Annotated in this window: 12 protein-coding genes; 2 read left to right on the forward strand and 10 right to left on the reverse strand. The window is 42.1% G+C overall.

Annotated elements, in window-relative coordinates:
* Positions 1–204 precede the first annotated feature (204 nt).
* A complete protein-coding gene (locus tag KR50_RS16650) occupies positions 205–981 on the reverse strand; it encodes a 3-hydroxybutyrate dehydrogenase (RefSeq protein WP_041061301.1) in 777 nt (258 codons plus the stop codon).
* A gap of 280 nt (positions 982–1,261) precedes the next feature.
* On the opposite strand from KR50_RS16650, the gene KR50_RS16655 reads away from it, so the two are divergent.
* Positions 1,262–2,545, forward strand: a complete 1,284-nt coding sequence (locus KR50_RS16655) for a GntP family permease (RefSeq protein ID WP_041061303.1) — start codon at positions 1,262–1,264, stop codon at positions 2,543–2,545.
* A 143-nt stretch (positions 2,546–2,688) separates the two neighbouring features.
* Here the strand turns inward: KR50_RS16655 and KR50_RS16660 are convergent, their stop codons facing one another.
* The 8 genes from KR50_RS16660 to KR50_RS16695 all read right to left on the reverse strand — a co-directional run bounded on the left by KR50_RS16660 (position 2,689) and on the right by KR50_RS16695 (position 13,734).
* A complete protein-coding gene (locus KR50_RS16660; protein WP_041061305.1) occupies positions 2,689–3,369 on the reverse strand; it encodes an N-acetylmannosamine-6-phosphate 2-epimerase in 681 nt (226 codons plus the stop codon).
* Complete coding sequence (locus tag KR50_RS16665) at positions 3,353–4,900, reverse strand: DUF4127 family protein (protein ID WP_041061313.1); 1,548 nt, start codon at positions 4,898–4,900, stop codon at positions 3,353–3,355. Before KR50_RS16665 ends, KR50_RS16660 begins: the two co-directional genes overlap by 17 nt.
* A 21-nt stretch (positions 4,901–4,921) precedes the next feature.
* The gene (locus KR50_RS18355) at positions 4,922–6,604 is read right to left on the reverse strand and encodes an ROK family protein (protein WP_084215650.1); all 1,683 of its coding nucleotides are present in this window, start codon (positions 6,602–6,604) and stop codon (positions 4,922–4,924) included.
* Between the two features lie 30 nt (positions 6,605–6,634).
* Positions 6,635–9,172 (reverse strand): glycoside hydrolase family 38 N-terminal domain-containing protein, encoded by a 2,538-nt coding sequence (locus KR50_RS16675; RefSeq protein ID WP_041061316.1) that lies wholly within the window; start codon positions 9,170–9,172, stop codon positions 6,635–6,637.
* A complete protein-coding gene (locus tag KR50_RS16680; RefSeq protein ID WP_156969553.1) occupies positions 9,160–10,527 on the reverse strand; it encodes an FAD-dependent oxidoreductase in 1,368 nt (455 codons plus the stop codon). The genes KR50_RS16675 and KR50_RS16680 overlap by 13 nt, the downstream gene beginning before the upstream one ends.
* 21 nt (positions 10,528–10,548) lie before the next feature.
* On the reverse strand, positions 10,549–11,373 hold the full coding sequence (locus KR50_RS16685; protein ID WP_041061319.1) for a carbohydrate ABC transporter permease: 825 nt from the start codon (positions 11,371–11,373) through the stop codon (positions 10,549–10,551).
* A gap of 19 nt (positions 11,374–11,392) precedes the next feature.
* A complete protein-coding gene (locus KR50_RS16690) occupies positions 11,393–12,334 on the reverse strand; it encodes a carbohydrate ABC transporter permease (RefSeq protein ID WP_041061321.1) in 942 nt (313 codons plus the stop codon).
* A gap of 74 nt (positions 12,335–12,408) precedes the next feature.
* On the reverse strand, positions 12,409–13,734 hold the full coding sequence (locus KR50_RS16695) for an ABC transporter substrate-binding protein (RefSeq protein ID WP_041061324.1): 1,326 nt from the start codon (positions 13,732–13,734) through the stop codon (positions 12,409–12,411).
* Positions 13,735–13,986: 252 nt separating this feature from the next.
* Between KR50_RS16695 and KR50_RS16700 the strand changes: the two genes are divergently transcribed.
* A complete protein-coding gene (locus KR50_RS16700; protein ID WP_041061328.1) occupies positions 13,987–14,907 on the forward strand; it encodes an LCP family glycopolymer transferase in 921 nt (306 codons plus the stop codon).
* Positions 14,908–14,981: 74 nt separating this feature from the next.
* On the opposite strand, the gene KR50_RS16705 is transcribed toward KR50_RS16700, so the two are convergent.
* The gene (locus tag KR50_RS16705) at positions 14,982–16,217 is read right to left on the reverse strand and encodes an MFS transporter (RefSeq protein WP_041061331.1); all 1,236 of its coding nucleotides are present in this window, start codon (positions 16,215–16,217) and stop codon (positions 14,982–14,984) included.
* Between the last annotated feature and the right edge of the window lie 83 nt (positions 16,218–16,300).

The raw sequence follows: 16,300 nt of genomic DNA on the forward strand, positions 1-16,300 counted from the left end.
AGAGTATAGTAAACCAATTATTATTTTTCTCTTTCTGTAGATAATCAATTCTTTTGTTTTACATGGCAGTTTTCAAACCGGACTGTTTAATAAAGTTATCTCCACGTTAAATGCGGGGGTAATATAAACAGAACGTGGGGTTAATAAGGTAAATAAAAAAACTGCACGGAACCATAGAACAGGTTCCGTGCAGTGCAGTCTTGCTTATTGAGCTGTATAGCCGCCATCAATTACGATTGCCTGGCCCGTTACACTTTTTGCTTTTTCACTTGATAGGAATATTGCGTAATCCGCAATCTCCTGAACTTCTAATAATCGTTTTTGAGGTACAAGCGGATAAATGACTTCCTCAAGCACTTTCTCAAGCTCTACCCCGCGTGATTTCGCCAGGTCTTCCATCTGACCGCGGACAAGAGGCGTATCCACATAACCGGGTGCAAGAGCATTTACTGTAATGCCATGCTCTGCGCCTTCTAAAGCAGATACTTTAGTTAATCCGATCAAGCCATGCTTGGCACTATTGTAAGCAGCTTTACCGGCAAAACCAATAAGCCCATTGATCGAAGACATATTTAAAATCCGTCCGAATCCTTGCTTCTTCATTATAGGAAACACTTTTTTCGTTGCAATGAAAGGAGCTGTCAGCATAATGTCCTGCATCATTTTGAACTTGGCAGTTGGAAAGTCTTCAATCGGCGATACATGTTGTAATCCTGCATTGTTTATCAACACATCGATACGACCATAGATTTCTACGGTACGGTCAATTGCCGCTTCGATTTCTTCTTCGCTTGTTACATCTGCTTTAATTCCAGTTGCAGTAAAACCTTTTTGCTCGAGAAGTTTTGCTGATTCCTCAACGCCCTCCTGATTTATATCAGAAAGAACAACCTTTGCTCCATTTTCAGCGAAAGTCTCGCCTATTTCATAGCCAATTCCCTGTGCTGCTCCAGTGATAAATACTACTTTATTTTCGACCATTTTTCTTCATCCCTTCTCTATTTACTTTAGTTGGCTTTTTTTGCGCCGTGTGGTTAATGCATTCCACAATTAAACGGGGAGGAAACATTATTCTGACATAAATAAAATACACACAATTTTCTCCCAAAGCTGAATAAATGGAATTTAATAAAAGACGTTTAAAGCCACCTCTTTAATGGAATGACACAGTTAGCTTGGATTCCTTTAGAAGTAAGCGATAAGAAATAATTGGAATTTATTTTTCCGAAATAATATATTCATTAATCTGGGAGGTTTTTCTATGTTTGCCATTATTGTCGGGCTGGTTGCCTTAATGGCGATGGCTTATATCGGCTGGTCTATTTTATGGATCGCTCCGATCGCTGCCACCATTGTCGCACTTTTGTCCGGAATGAACGTGTTTGATGCGTTCACATCTGATTTCATGTCCGGTTTCGCTTCCTTTGCGAGAGATTTCTTTCCTGTCTTTCTATTTGGAGCTATCTTCGGTAAGCTGATGGAAGTGACGGGAAGCGCCCGCACTGTTGCAACATTCTTATCGAAAATAGTCGGTAAAAAACGTGCCATTTTAGGGGTACTGCTCGGCGCAGCAATCCTAACGTATGGCGGCGTTAGTTTATTCGTTGTTGTTTTTGTTATGTATCCTTTATCACTCAATTTATTCCGTCAAGCAAACATCAGCCGGAAGGTTATTCCCGGTACGATTGTACTTGGTGCTTTTACCTTCACCATGACAGCACTTCCCGGAACAGCACAGGTACAAAACTATATCCCGACAGAATATTTTAATACGACCATGATGGCTGCACCGATTATGGGAACAGTGACGGGTCTGATCATGGCAGTAGGCGGTTATTTCTACTTATCCCGCAGAGCCAATACCCTTACGAAAAATGGAGAAGTATTTACAGAACCTAAGGGTGCAAAAAAAGACGAAGAAAGCAAAGAAAAAGATCCAAATATTATCTTGTCTTTCCTTCCACTCGTCGCAGTCGTTGTTCTCATTAATGTTGTAGACTTGGAAATGCTCACTGCTCTATTAGTGGGGATCGTTCTTACGATGGTCCTAAGCTTCCAGACATTCAAACGCTTCACAGGCGCTATGAACGATGGAGCAAAAGGAGCTGTAACAGCAGTTGTTAATACAGGAGCTGCTGTTGGATTTGGCGCTGTTGTTCAAGCAGCACCTTCTTTCCCTGCCATTCAAAACAGCTTGTTGAATATTAAAGGAGGCCTCGTTGTATCTGACGCACTTGCAACACAGATACTCGCGATGATCACGGGGTCAGCATCCGGAGGGATGAACATTACCCTCAATGCACTAGGTTCCGAATACTACCAGCAGGCAATGGAGATGGGCATGAACCCGGAAATTCTCCACCGGATTACAGCGCTGGCATCGGGCGCATCCATCCTGCCGCATAACGGAGCCCTGCTCACCGTCCTTGCCATCACCGGCATGACGCACAAAGACTCCTACAAGGATATTTTCTTTGTCGCTTTCTTAATTCCGACGATCGCTTTAGCGGTAGGGATTGGAATGTCGTTTATAGGGATTGTTTAATAGAGAAGAAAGCGCAGCTACCGTGTGGCTGTGCTTTTTTTTAACAACAGATATTTATAATAAAAAAGCCGCTATTCATTAATAGATGAATGACGGCTTTTCTTGTATTCACTTGCATAAACGCTTTAATCAACAGAAATTATTTACTTATGAATCTCTTCCACAAAGCGGGCTGTGATCTGTTGCGGGCGAGTAATAGCTCCTCCGACCACCACTGCATGAGCCCCGACTTGAAGCGCTCTTGCTGCCATCTCAGGAGTAAGGATGTTTCCTTCCGCAATGACAGGAAGATCAACTGCATTGATTACTTCTTTTAAGAACTGCAAATCATGGTCGTACAGTTTTCTCCCTTTCGTTTCGTTTGTATAGCCGTAAAGAGTTGTTCCTACACAATGAAAGCCCAGTTGTTGCGCTTCTTTGCATTCTTCAACAGTGGCACAATCAGCCATCCATTTCTGGTCGGGAAAAGCAGCGGTGATTTTTCTCATGAGTGCTGACAAAGAAAAAGAATCCGGTCTCACTCTATTAGTAGCATCAAGTGCAATCATATCAGCCCCACTTTGAACAAGCGCTTCTACTTCAGAAAAAGTTGGCGTGATGTAGACGTCAGAATCTGAGTATTCCTGTTTTATCAGTCCAATGACCGGTAAATCTATGTATTGTTTAATGGCACCAATATCAGCTGTTCCGTTGGCTCGAATGGCTGAAGCACCGCCTCTTGCAGCTGCATCCGCCATTCGCTTCATAATTTCTGATCCGAAAAGAGGTTCATCTTCCAAAGCCTGACAAGAAACAACCAGACCCTTCTTAATGTTGTTTAACATGATTTTCGCCTCTCTTCCTTATCAATTTTAAAGAGACTTTGCACTCAAACATTCGATTCCAGGGGGACGTAATTAGAAGAGAATCGATCTGCATATCTGTAAAACTGTGGCGGATCGTCTCATCGTAGGCTTTTAGCAAGCGAGTTCTTATTTCATTGGTCACAGTATGCGTTTGATCCTTTAAGTCAAAATACGAAAGCTTATATGTTGGAAGAAAATCTTTGACCAGTTCCATTCGAACACAAGCCTGATAAAAGACATCATCGAGAAGATGATATACAAGGTTTTCTTTAACTTTGTCCGGATCTCCATTAAGCGCCACCACACCTTGAGCAATCGAAGTTCCAAGTGTATTACAATTGGTATTCCAGCCTTTATAGGAGGTAAGTTTATCGAGGAGCCGAGCATCATCCAGCATGGCAACCAGTTCCATGTCACCTCCATTAGTAAAAGCCGCGTCCGCTAAAATTACTTTTTTACCAGCAGCCAGGAACGTTTGAATGGAATCAATAAAGTGAAGCAGGCTGCGACAGCTAGTGTACGTTATGTCTTTATTATGCTGATCCCATGACTCCTGCATCATTCTCCCAGGTGTATTATATGCAAGAATTAAGTCTGCTTTCTCCGGAGTCTGAGCGAGCTTGCACCCTGATGCCATAACGTGAGCTTTGAGACTTTCTGCAAACGGACGATCCTCATACATCGGGATGATCCCTGGACCAAGTGTGCTGCTCCAGATCGGGAAAATAGACGGACGTGAATCTGTTAAACTGGAAAATGCTCTTGAAAGCAATGTTGCGCCGACTTCATCTGCTCCGGGATACATGTGGACCTGCTGATGAAGACGCATCTCTTCTTTGGCTGTTGCGACAATTTTCTGGTCTTGTGCTGTATAGCCGAACTCCGCGCTGTCATCCTGAGGGATCACTAAGAAGTCGATAACAGCTTCTTTTACAAGTTCTAAGATCTTAACGTTTATCTCGAGGTTAAACGCTCTTCTCCACTCGTAATCTTCGATATGTTCTGCCGGAAGAAGAACCTTCAGTACGCGCAGCTGCTCCAATTCTTCCTCAGATAAAGTTTCTCTATCCTGCTTATTCATAAGATAAGCACGTAAAAAAAGTTCTCTTCCCCACTTTTCGTAATAGTCCGGCTCTTCGTCATTAGAGCTGTATTTTGGCGTTCTCATAATTAAGTTGGATGCATAAATCGGTAGCTTGGGATGGGACTGACGCAGGGAACGCAACCGGTTCAACCACATTTCCTTTATATTTTCCTGATGATGATGTAGCCTTGAAGGCAGCAAACCTCCATAGAACAACATATCAATACTTATTATGAGTGCATCTGCTTCATTGGCAGCACCCTTGAGCCATTCCCACATTCCTTCACTATCAGCCGGTTCCTTCTTCCTCCCATATACATGTTCACAAGGCATGAGGAGATCAATCTCGGCGGAGGACTGTGCGATCCTCTTAACATAGTCCACATTGCATGGCCTTTCATCAATCGGCATATAAGCAATTTTCATGTAAAAGCTCCTTATTAACTTTTATTTTACTGAACTGAAAGTTGTAAGAGATTCTTTTCCACTTTGAATCTCTCTAGCTATAATATCCAGCAAATAATATACAGAGACTTCATTAATTGAATGGCTATTTTCATCTAAATCATCAATTCCAGGAATCAGCAAATGAATGTCAGCCGCGTGTGATAACGGAGAATCCTGCTGACTTGAAATTCCGACTGTAAATGCCCCTGCCTGTTTTGCCTGAGCCATATGTTTAACCGTTTCTGATGCATAACCAGAAGTATTAAGCCCAATTACAACGGTTTTGTGATTAACTATCGAAGAAGAGGCATTCATTTGAAAAGAAGTGGTACAAGCGTCTGCTACCTTCCCCATCTTCATCCATTTGTATTTTAACTGTTGAGCGACGATCGACATTTCGTCTTCGCCATAGAAAAATAGTTGGCGGGCTTCAATCAAATTTGTTTTCAGCTCGATAATTTCAGGTGTCTGATCAAATGAGTCAAACTTTTTTAGCATGGCAGCATATGTCTGTTTTACTTCGGTTAAGCTGGTTGTCTCTCCCTGATCATATCTTCTAGTACTGACTGTTGCCTCTTTTGCAAGCAGACGCAATTTGTTATATGAACCGAACTCAAGCTTTTGACAGAACCGGGTAATTGTCGCCTCTGAAACGTTAATTTGACGTGACATTTCAGAAATGGTTTTGTTTGGCACACTTTCAAGATTCAGCGTAATGTATCTTGCTATCATTTGCTCCCGTTTCGTTAATTTGTGCTGATTTGACTCGATCATCGCCGTAATGCTCTTTAGCGGCTTCATGGATTCCTGAAGCAAAAAGTGTCTTACAGCCCCAATCATTCCAGCATTATTTAAATTATGAGCAATTTCGATTTTGGTCTTATCTAAAATGGATGGAATCATCTCTTTTTTTAGTTCTTTCATGATTAAAGGGTACAGATAGTCTTTTTGAGCCGTAATCCCTCCGCCGATGATAATCATTTCAGGGTTCATCATATAAGCGATCGTAGCGATCCCTTTGCATAAATGAACAATGAGCTGCTCAATTTCTTTAATCGCAATTCCATCGCCGTTTTTAGCCAATTCAAAAATGGCTTTTCCATTGAGATCTGTTTCCTTTAATCCTTTTTGCAGGGCGACATTACGAACCAGGATTCTTGTAGATGCGAGATCTTCGAACCGTCCGCCTTCAATGGGAATATAACCAATTTCTCCACCGCTGAAATTATGACCGGTATGAAGTTTATTGTCTAAAATATAGCTTCCGCCGATCCCAGTCCCGATAGTCAGACAAAAAACGCTCTTCGCATTTTTCCCCGTTCCAATCCAGGATTCAGCAAGACCTGCACAATTTACATCATTTTCCACTTCGACAGGGAGGTTAAAAAATGACTCGAATTCTTCTTTTAACCGTGTGCCCGTATAGTCTGGTATATGGTCTGAAGCAAACAGAATCTCTCCCTTATCTGAATGAACTTGACCGGCTGTTGATATACAAATACCATCTACCTTATATTGATCGACTAACGGCTTTCCGTGCTGCTTAATTTTCTCAAGGATGACTGGCCCCCCAAGATATGCTTCTGTTTCAATTTCAAATTTCTCAATGATGGTGCCGTCTTCCGTTAAAACACCAAATTTTATGAGTGTTCCACCTATATCAAATGCTAAAAATTTTCTCATTTGCATCACCTTCATTTCTTAGGCACTTATTCACCATACTCGAATCGTTTTAATTTGTTTGGGAGTAAAGGAGATGGACAACCTCTTTGCCGCCTCAAGCTCAACTGCAACATTTCCGTTAAAGTTCACTTCTACTATATTAGATGGTTGAAAGCCAAAACAAATTTCTGTTGTCCGGCTGTCCTCACCAGGGTTAAATAACCGAATATCAAACGAGGCGGACTCTTTTTTCATAAAAGAACTGAACACAATACCCGGGTCAGTAAGGCTAAATAGAAGATCCCCGCTCTTTTGTACATACGATTGCTGACTTAATACCTTATGGCGAAGCTTTTTAGGATGGTTAACTGAGTGGTGCTTCTTCCCAAGAATCAAGCCGTACTCAAATTCGTACGAACCAATACATTGCGCCCCAGGCGTTTCAAAGCCAGGGCCTGCTCCGTTGCCCCTCGTACGTAAATCGCGTCTCGACAGCCAGCCGACACTTCTGATCAATGTCAGAAACGCCGTAACATTCCCCTCATACTCATCCACTTCATACTCCTGCAAGCCACGGTGTGCGAGCTGATGTTCACCTGTGATCACAGTGGAGGTGGTAGGGTATTGATTCATGATTGATTCCTCATTGTGTTTAGCATCATGCTCTATTTCCTTTAACCTTTTGCGTTTAATTAAATCAAATGGAGTATCCCCAAAGCTGATTTCTCCCGGTTCAACTTCAAATCCTATTCGAAGCTTCTGATCCTTTGCCTTGTTATGCACGGTCGTTTTAAAATAAATGAACCGTACATCAGAATAAAGTGTCACTTTTGTTTTTAGAATCGTTGTAACCATATCTTCACTGGCCCCTGTTCGATTTTGATTTAAAGAAGCAGGGCTCGTTAATTCATAGTGAAGAATCGCTGACTCAAAAGTGTTTGCTTTAGTAAGATTTGTTACCTCCACCAGTTTGCTCTCAGAATAACAGTCATGAACGGGCGGAGAATAATTGTACGTATCTCCTGCGTCTAATGTGGAAAGAAACAAATGCTGCCTGTTATATGTTTTACCCGTTTCTTTGTCTAAAATATTCAGTCCGTCTTTTTCCCATTCAATTTTATAAAACTCATTTTCTATAAAGGATGAAGTTGTTTTATTTATTTCCGGAACTTCGTTTTTCAAGCGAACGATGTTTAAAGCCTTCGTTTCCACTCCGTTAAATGGAACCAGCATGATAACATCGTATACAGCGTATTCTCCGTAATGGGGTTCTGCAAGAATATGCCGCATAAATTCTTCTCGCTGATCTCTTTTAAGGATATCGAACCTAATCTTTTCTTTTTGATGGAAAAGTTTAATTGTCCCAAGGTCCTGCTCCACCGGTATATAAATTCTTGCCTCAACCGGGTAGGTACCCGCAAATGGTGTATTATTGATAAGATATAAAAAATCATTCTCAACTGAACTATTTAAATAGTCAAAAGGATAATCATCCTGCAATATATCCTTAGAGAACTGATCAATCGCACTCAGAACTTTTTGGCTCCGAGTCTCCATTTCTTCATGTACCTCATCCACACTGCATCCGCAAATACTGTCATGAGGATGATTCTTCAGGATCATTTTCCATATATATTCCATAAACTCTTCAGAGTGGCTTTTTCCCTTAGACCAAACATTCAGTGCTTCCATTTTATAAAGCGCCTGATCTTCACATAGCTGATTTTGATTTTTTAAATAAGAACGTGTCGAGTACACGCCAGGTAAAATAAATATTTTGGAAGGGTCACGCTGTTCACCTTGGAGTTCAGTTTCCGGAATTTTTCTGTGAAAAGCTGACGTAAAATCAGCCATTTTCACTTGCTCAAAAGAAATTCCTTCCACGTTGTCATTCAATTGCTGCACACGGTTTTGCATATCGGGTGCCGGGAAGGTATGGTCCGCTCCATTTAAAATAAGTGCCTGATCAAACAATAAATAAGGCTTCGTTTGCGTTAAGTAATCTTTTGTTTTTTCGATAAAGTCGTCGCTTTTTAAGTACGTCTGATAATAGCCTTCCATGAGCGGGAGAACAAACGCATAAACTTCACTGCCATCTGCTCCCTTCCACTTATTTTCGAAGCGGTCTGAAACAGCCCCCCTCCAAAGCAGGGCCCATTCAATTCCATGTCCCCTAAGCAGTTGGGGCATTTGACTGTTATGACCAAATGTGTCAGGAAGATAGCCTATATTGGACTCAGAACCTAATGCATGGGATTGCTTACGTCCAATTTCAAGATTCTTAATGATCGATTCTCCTGAAACTAAAAATTCATCTGCCAATAAATACCACGGACCCACTTCTATTTTTCCTTTTTTTACAAAAGATGCAAGAATTGAAAACTCTTCGCTCGTGACGATTTCTTTATAATCCTCCAGCACAATTGTCTGCCCGTCCATGAAAAATGAATCCATCTGTCCTTCTTCCAGAAGCCTTTGAACATATCTCAGTCCATTTCTTAGCTTAAATCGAAACACTTCGAACGTTTCATACCACTCCCTGTCCCAGTGGGTATGATTGATGATATACGCTTTTTTTACTCCATCCATGTCTGGCCCTCCCTGATCCATAACTGCTTTCTCAGCACCGCTCCATCGATGTAATTCAAATCAATGGAATGCTTGACTGAATAAGCACAGGCAATTCCGGCAACTTGCGCCATATCACGGACGGTTGGCTGGATTCGAAGGGAGGCCTGCATGAGAAATGTACTTGAAATATGTCTTCCTACTACGATTAAATTTGCCGCTTCATGAGTGATAAGTGAACGGTAGGGGATTTCATAGTATTCTCCTTTTGTCAGAGGTTCCGGTTTGATCGTTTGTCCTTTAACACTGTGAACATCAATATACCAGTCACCACGCGCTATGCCGTCTTTAAATCGGGCACGATTAAGATAATCCTGCTCCGTTAATATGTATTTCCCTACGATTCGATAGGATTCTCTAATCCCCAGCTGAGCTGCTTCTTTGATTAGAAAAGCATGCTGAAAGCCAGGTATTGCACTTGGCAGGAACTTGACCAGCCGTTGAATCATCTCGCGTCCTTTCGTCACCGCCTTAGATCTAAGCATTGGATCAGTCGTATGAAATATTGCTGGGATATGCGGGCAATTAAATGACATGACATCTCTTTTGCCGGGCTGAGTAAAAGCTTGAAAATATTTAAGATCCTCTTCCTTCAAAAGCCCATCCGTAAGTCCTTTTTGAAAATAAGGCTCCAGGACATGACCTTTCCCTGGCACCATGGCTATTTCAAAGAAATCCTGGTTTTCAATTTTACAGAACACATCACCCTGTGCCTTCATAAAGCTTCTCAGTTTAGGGATATTTATGCCCCCCATTTCAAAGCGGAAACTGATTTGCTGGTTTTGGCCTTCCTCATTTCCGCTTTCAACCGGCACACCGGCTGTTCTTGACAGGAGCGCATCTGCTGTTGCGTCCACAAAGGTTTTTGCTTTAATAGCATAAAGGCCGTTGCTTGTATTCACCACAATATGGCTGATCTTCCCGTTTTCTTTAAAACAGTCCACATAGTTTGCGTCATACAAAATATGACCTCCGCGCTCCACGATCAATTCTTCAAGCACGTAACTCAATGTTTCCGTATTAAACCAGCTACAGGAGGTCGTGCCGTCGTTTGTTTGCACATTTTCTTTATGAAGTCGATCAATAATCAGGTCATTTATGCGTTGACCCTTTACATGCGTCGGCATCATGGGAGAAACGAGAGCATTCGTTTGAGTGCCGCCAAGAGAAATCGTTTTCTCTATAATGACCGTGTTAATTTTTTCTTCCAGCGCGGACAAAGCTGCAACAGCACCAGCCGTTCCGCCTCCCACTACTGCACAATCCACTTCATAAAGAACCGGAATCTCCCGATTAAAAAACAAGATTGTTTCCACTCACATCACCTCCTCATACATTTATCCTTTTACCGCTCCATCTGTCGCACCGGAAATAAAATACTTTTGCAGCCAGATAAAAATCAGTAACGTTGGAATAGTGGTTAAAATAGAAGCCGCACTAATCAGCTTTAAGTTTGCTCCGTCAAAATTCTGTGAAAGCTGTGCAAGTCCTATTGATAGTGTGTACATGCTGCTTTCCGTTGAATTAAGCAGCGGCCATAAATAATCACCCCATGTTCCCATAAAAGTAAAGATGGCTAACGTAACGAGCGTTGGCTTTACAAGGGGAATCGCGACTAAATACCAGACCTTAAATTTGCTCGCACCATCAAGATAAGCGGATTCTTCGAGCTCTTTTGGAATTCTCAAAAACGCCTGGCGCATTAAATAGATTCCAAATGCCGTTGAGACCTGCATAACAACAAGTCCTATATGGGAATTGCGCAGACCTAATTCACCTGCCAGCTGAAACAGCGGTGCCATATAGAGCTGAAAGGGGACCATCATGGTCGAAATAATTAACGCCAGGACCACGCTTCTACCTCTAAAGTCCATTCGTGCAAGAGGATAAGCAGCCAAACTGCAAAATATAAGATTAAGAGGAATAGCAATTCCCGTTACGATCACTGTGTTCAAGAAATATAAACCGAAATCAGCTTTTGCAAATGAATCAATAAAGTTTGCCAGAGTAGGATCCGTAGGAAACAATACAGTATAGATGCCTTCATTTGCTGATTTCAGCGAGATTAGTAATGTAATGAAAAATGGTCCGACTGTGATGACCGTTATAAAAAGCAAAAGCGCGTATAACCAGATAAGTTGACTTCTTTTTTTTGACTTCATTTAATTCGATCCTTTCTGCCTAGGCTCTAAGATCATTTTCCCTTTTGCTTGTCAGCTTCATTTGAAGCAGTGAAGCTCCTATGGCCATAATAAGCAGAACTAGTCCGGCTGCCGAGGCGGTGCTGACATCTAAGCTCATAAAGTTGTCAAAAATGTACATAACAAGTGTAGTCGTAGCTCCAGCTGGTCCTCCGCCAGTAGTAAGTGCGATCTCTTCAAATACTTTCATTCCCGCAATAATTGTCATAACCGAAACCAGTGTGACTGAAGGCATTAACATAGGGAAGGTAATGCGTGTAAACATTTGAAAGACAGAAGCGCCGTCAATACTTGCAGATTCATAGACATCTTTTGGAATCGACTGCAGACCTGCCAGATAGATAATCATATAATAGCCCAGACCTTTCCACACCGTGATCATAGAAACAGCCACGAGTGCAGTAGAAGACTGTACAAGTAAATTGGTAGGAGAATCAAAAATTCCAAGCCACACCAAAACCTGAGATATCATGCTATTTTGAGAGTAAAGCATTTTCCACATTAACGCGCCGACAACCATAGGCGTCACAACTGGCAGATAATACAGTACACGAAAAGTGGAAACACCTCTTATTTTCTGATTAACCAAAACGGCCAGAATCATTGGCAGCAAGACATTTAACGGAAGAACGATCAGTAAAAACAGCAGCGTATTCACAAACGCTTTCCAAAAGGTTGAATCAGTAAAGATTTCTCTAAAATTCGCCAAACCAACGTATTCCCCAGTATCCGCAATGATCTTATAATCCAGGACACTCCAGTGGAAGGCTTCGATAATCGGGTAAGCGAGAAACGTCCCTAAAATGACGATGGATGGGAGCAAAAATAGCCAAGGTGTAAAAAAGGAAGCTCTCCATTTTTTTCTTTTTGGTACAGGCTTTGACCGTGCGATAGGCTCTGTTACAATGGGCTGTCTAGCCATCTTGCTCCCCCTTTCAAAAAATAGAGACTAGCTTTTTAGAAAAGAGGCTAGTCTCAGTTATAAATCAATGTACGTTAAAAGGTTACTTCTTCACCTGAGTCTTCAAACGCACGATTCCACTCTTCTGCGAGTTGCTTGACCGCTTCTTCTGGGGTTAACGAACCTTGAAGGTTTTGAACAAAAATATTTTTCGTTGATTCTCTAAGATCTGAGCTATTTTCAGTTGGCGGAATCAGTACTTCTGCACGTGAAAGTGATTCAGAGGCCTGAAGCATGCCCAACGCTTTTGGAGAGTCGCCTGGATTTTGAAAATAATCATCCTCAAGTGATTCAGTTGTAGCCGGCAATACCGTTCCCGCTGTTTTCGCAAATTCCAGCTGATTTTCAGCATTTGTCAAGAATTCAGCCAAAGCAACCGCTGCATCTTCATTTTGTGTTTTAGCAGGGATAGCAAAATTCATTACGGCTACATTCACAGGCGCTTCATTACTTTCAAGAGGCTGCCCTGCTTTAGAGGCTTCATATACATCAGGTGAACCTGACTCGATCGGTCCAAGGAAAGTCACGCCGCCTTCAAGAAAGGAAGTATTCCCCGCCATGTATAGCTCCTGGCCAGTTGCAAGAGAGCCTTCTGCTGTTTCTTGTGGAATAAGTCCTTCTTCATACATTTTTTGTGTCAGTTCAAAGAATTCCACTATAGCTTCATTGTCTTCGAATACCGCTTTTCCATTTTCAACAATTGGCTCACCATCTGCCAAAGAGACCATCTTCTCCATAACGGTGTTGCCGTCATTGATAACAGGATAATAAGATGGCTTCCCTGTCGCTTCCGTCACTGCTTTTGCTGTATCATAAATTCCCTGAGTGTCAGTTGGAAGTTCAGAAACGCCTGCTTCATCAAAGTGCTCACTGTTATACCAGGAAACGGTTGTAGTTAAATACCATGGCAAAGCGTACAACTCATCCTCATACATGCCGGAATTAAAAGGCCCTTCTACATAGGAAGATTTTGTTTCATCACTGACCAAGTCATTAAGACCTAGCAGTCCCCCTTGCGCTGCAATGTTGGACATATAATGAGGATTCAGGTTTACAACATCCGGCACATCATCACCTGTAAGTGAAGTAAGCACCTTTTGTTCCATTTCATTTTGCGGAATATCCTCAATCTTTACATCAAGGTCCGGATGCATTTCTTCAAACTCTGCTTCAAGATCAGCGAAATATGTATCAAATGGTTCTCCCGCCAGCGAAGCAGTCCATAATGTTACTTCTCCTGAAAGCTCTCCCGAATCACCGCCGCCAGATTCTTCACTGTTGTCATCTCCACACCCCGCAAGACTTACAGATAATGCAGCAAAACATACTCCCGTGATCCATTTGCTTGAACGTTTTCCCATTTTCTTTTCCCCCTTTGAGATCTATGAAAGCGATTACTTTGACCTTATAATACAGTGTGTTTGAATGTATTTCAATGACTTTTTAAAATTATTTTTACTTTTCTATATTTTATGAAAATTAATTTCATTTTAGTGCAAGCAACTTTTCACACACCGTTTCAGTGAAAAATCCTCCGCATCCATTCTGATTTCCCTTCCACCTCTATATGATGAATAGAATGAAAACACGGGGGCTAAAGTGGAGGGAATGACATGAAATGGATAAAGGAAGGCAGCTGGATGAACTGGACGCTTGGGCTCTTTGCAGTTTTAATTTTGGCGGGGACTGTCGGGCTGGTCATGGTGTACTTTTCAATTTACTCAGCCACTAAGGACATGCATGTACCTCTCGAGCGGGAGGGATCAACGAAGCGTGAAGAGGTCGTCCAAACAGAGGAAAAGGATCCGTTTTCTGTTTTAATTCTCGGAATTGATGAGCGAAAAGAAGATGCCGGCCGTTCCGATACGATGATTGTACTGACTGTCAATCCAAGCACGGAGAGCACAAAGCTTTTAAGCATTCCAAGAGACACCTATGTGGAAATAGCGGGCTATGGCAAGAAGGATAAAATTAATCATGCCTATGCGTACGGCGGAGTGGAATTGGCGATGGAAAGCGTGGAAGAGCTGCTTGATATTCCACTTGATTACTATATTAAAGTAAATATGGAGGGCTTTGAGGATGTCATAGACGTCCTTGGCGGCGTGGTTGTCTCCAATCCATTTTCATTTGAAGCTGGCGGCTTTCGTTTTCCTGAAGGCGAGCTGATTTTAAATGGAAAGCAGGCGCTCTCCTTTAGCCGGATGCGCCAGGATGATCCAGATGGAGATTTCGGAAGACAGGAACGGCAGCGGAATATTATTGAAGCGGTAATCAGTGAAGGCACAACCGTTTCAACGTTTTTAAACTACGGCGATCTTTTAGAATCGCTTGGCGAAAACATTAAAACCAATCTGACCTTTGATCAGCTGATGGATATTCAAAACGACTACCGCCAAGCAGCAGATAATGTTGATCATCTTCAGTTTGATGAAGGAACGAATGAATACATAGGAGGCGTGTATTATTATGTCATTCCTGACGATGACATTGCCGCCGTACAAAAAATCCTTCAAAGCGAACTGGAGCTCTAAACAGGCATTGGGAAAATCCTCTGCCTGTTTCTTTAATGAGTAAAGCGGTCACAAATCATGCTTAGTTTCCTCCCTCATCCGGCTTTTTTCATCTCCACTTCAAACACTTTCTTATTTTCCGGATGAAGCATCATCCTAATAAGCCCGAGTACTGCAATTAAACAGACGAAGGCTAATCCGATGATGGTCAGACGCAAGGAAAAGAGATCAGCAGCCACCCCTGCGCCTAACACAAAAAGAATCTGAAATAGACTTACGGCAACTCCGTATAAACTGGTGACCCTGCCCATAATGGAAATGGGCACCATATGCTGATACCAGGTTGTGTAGCCGGTGTTTGCAAAAGCATGAAAGAATCCGAGCAAAATAAAGCCCGCAGCAATCATTGCAAAGGAATGGCTGAATGCATAGATCAGATAACCGGCAGAAACCAGCAGAAATCCGCCTCCAAGTAGCTGCTTTACAGATAGTTTTTCAGATAAAGATGAAACAGCAACAGCCCCTAAAACTGCGCCAATACCGGTAATACTGATGAGCAAACTGTAATCCACTTCACTTAAACCGACCACTTGCCGGGCAAATACTACTTCCTGTGCATCCATTGCGAAAGTTGAAATCAAAATAAACAAATTGAAGATGAGCACATAAAGAAAGAGACGCTGTTTCCTGCCAAACTTCATCACCACAGTAAAATCCTCCGCAATTGCTTTCATTGATAATGGATTTAGGCCTGCTGTTTTTTCTTCATCCACATTCGGAAGCCAGCGTAAAATGAGTGCTGAAAGTCCGAATGTAGCGGCATTGAACCAGATTACCATTTCAATCGAGCTCACTAAAAATAACAACCCTGCAATTGCCGGCCCTATAACGAAGGCTCCTGATGAGGTTAATGAATAAAACGAATTAAATCGTTTTCTTTTTTCTTCCGGGACAAGCATGGTAATATAGGTTAATGAAGCAGGAGAAAAAAAGGATTTTGCCATGCTGATGAGCCAGAGTAATCCATAAATGGCCCAAACAGAAGGCATGAATGGAATCAGTGCAACCAGTACGCCTCGTATCACATCTGTCCAAATCATTAACCTTCTCTTATTCGCCCGATCAATTAAACTGCCTGCCCATAACCTTGTAAAAATAGCTGCCGCTGGACCTGCTATCCACAATCCTGCCACTGCTGCAGCAGAATTGGTCATTTCAAACACGAGTAAATTAATGGCAACCAAATAAACAAAATCCCCAACCGTCGACAAACCCGTTGCTGCTAAAAGCATGGCTGGAAACCGCCAGCCGCTCCAATTTCTTTTTCTCATACTAAATCGCCCCTCTGCCCAATCTGCAGCCATCATTCTTCAACTTCAAGCTTCTTGTTATATAAATCCTATAATTTTTTTCC

The sequence above is a fragment of the Jeotgalibacillus campisalis genome, from assembly GCF_000829515.1.
GTDB lineage: Bacteria > Bacillota > Bacilli > Bacillales > Jeotgalibacillaceae > Jeotgalibacillus > Jeotgalibacillus campisalis.

Bases quoted from the DNA above. Each gene is read 5' to 3' on its own strand.
- KR50_RS16655 (WP_041061303.1), top strand. From the start codon at position 1,262: ATGTTTGCCATTATTGTCGGGCTGGTTGCCTTAATGGCGATGGCTTAT.
- KR50_RS16705 (WP_041061331.1), bottom strand. From the start codon at position 16,217: ATGAGAAAAAGAAATTGGAGCGGCTGGCGGTTTCCAGCCATGCTTTTA.
- KR50_RS16695 (WP_041061324.1), bottom strand. From the start codon at position 13,734: ATGGGAAAACGTTCAAGCAAATGGATCACGGGAGTATGTTTTGCTGCA.
- KR50_RS16660 (WP_041061305.1), bottom strand. From the start codon at position 3,369: ATGTTAAACAACATTAAGAAGGGTCTGGTTGTTTCTTGTCAGGCTTTG.
- KR50_RS18355 (WP_084215650.1), bottom strand. From the start codon at position 6,604: ATGAGAAAATTTTTAGCATTTGATATAGGTGGAACACTCATAAAATTT.
- KR50_RS16700 (WP_041061328.1), top strand. From the start codon at position 13,987: ATGAAATGGATAAAGGAAGGCAGCTGGATGAACTGGACGCTTGGGCTC.
- KR50_RS16675 (WP_041061316.1), bottom strand. From the start codon at position 9,172: ATGGATGGAGTAAAAAAAGCGTATATCATCAATCATACCCACTGGGAC.
- KR50_RS16690 (WP_041061321.1), bottom strand. From the start codon at position 12,334: ATGGCTAGACAGCCCATTGTAACAGAGCCTATCGCACGGTCAAAGCCT.
- KR50_RS16685 (WP_041061319.1), bottom strand. From the start codon at position 11,373: ATGAAGTCAAAAAAAAGAAGTCAACTTATCTGGTTATACGCGCTTTTG.
- KR50_RS16665 (WP_041061313.1), bottom strand. From the start codon at position 4,900: ATGAAAATTGCTTATATGCCGATTGATGAAAGGCCATGCAATGTGGAC.
- KR50_RS16650 (WP_041061301.1), bottom strand. From the start codon at position 981: ATGGTCGAAAATAAAGTAGTATTTATCACTGGAGCAGCACAGGGAATT.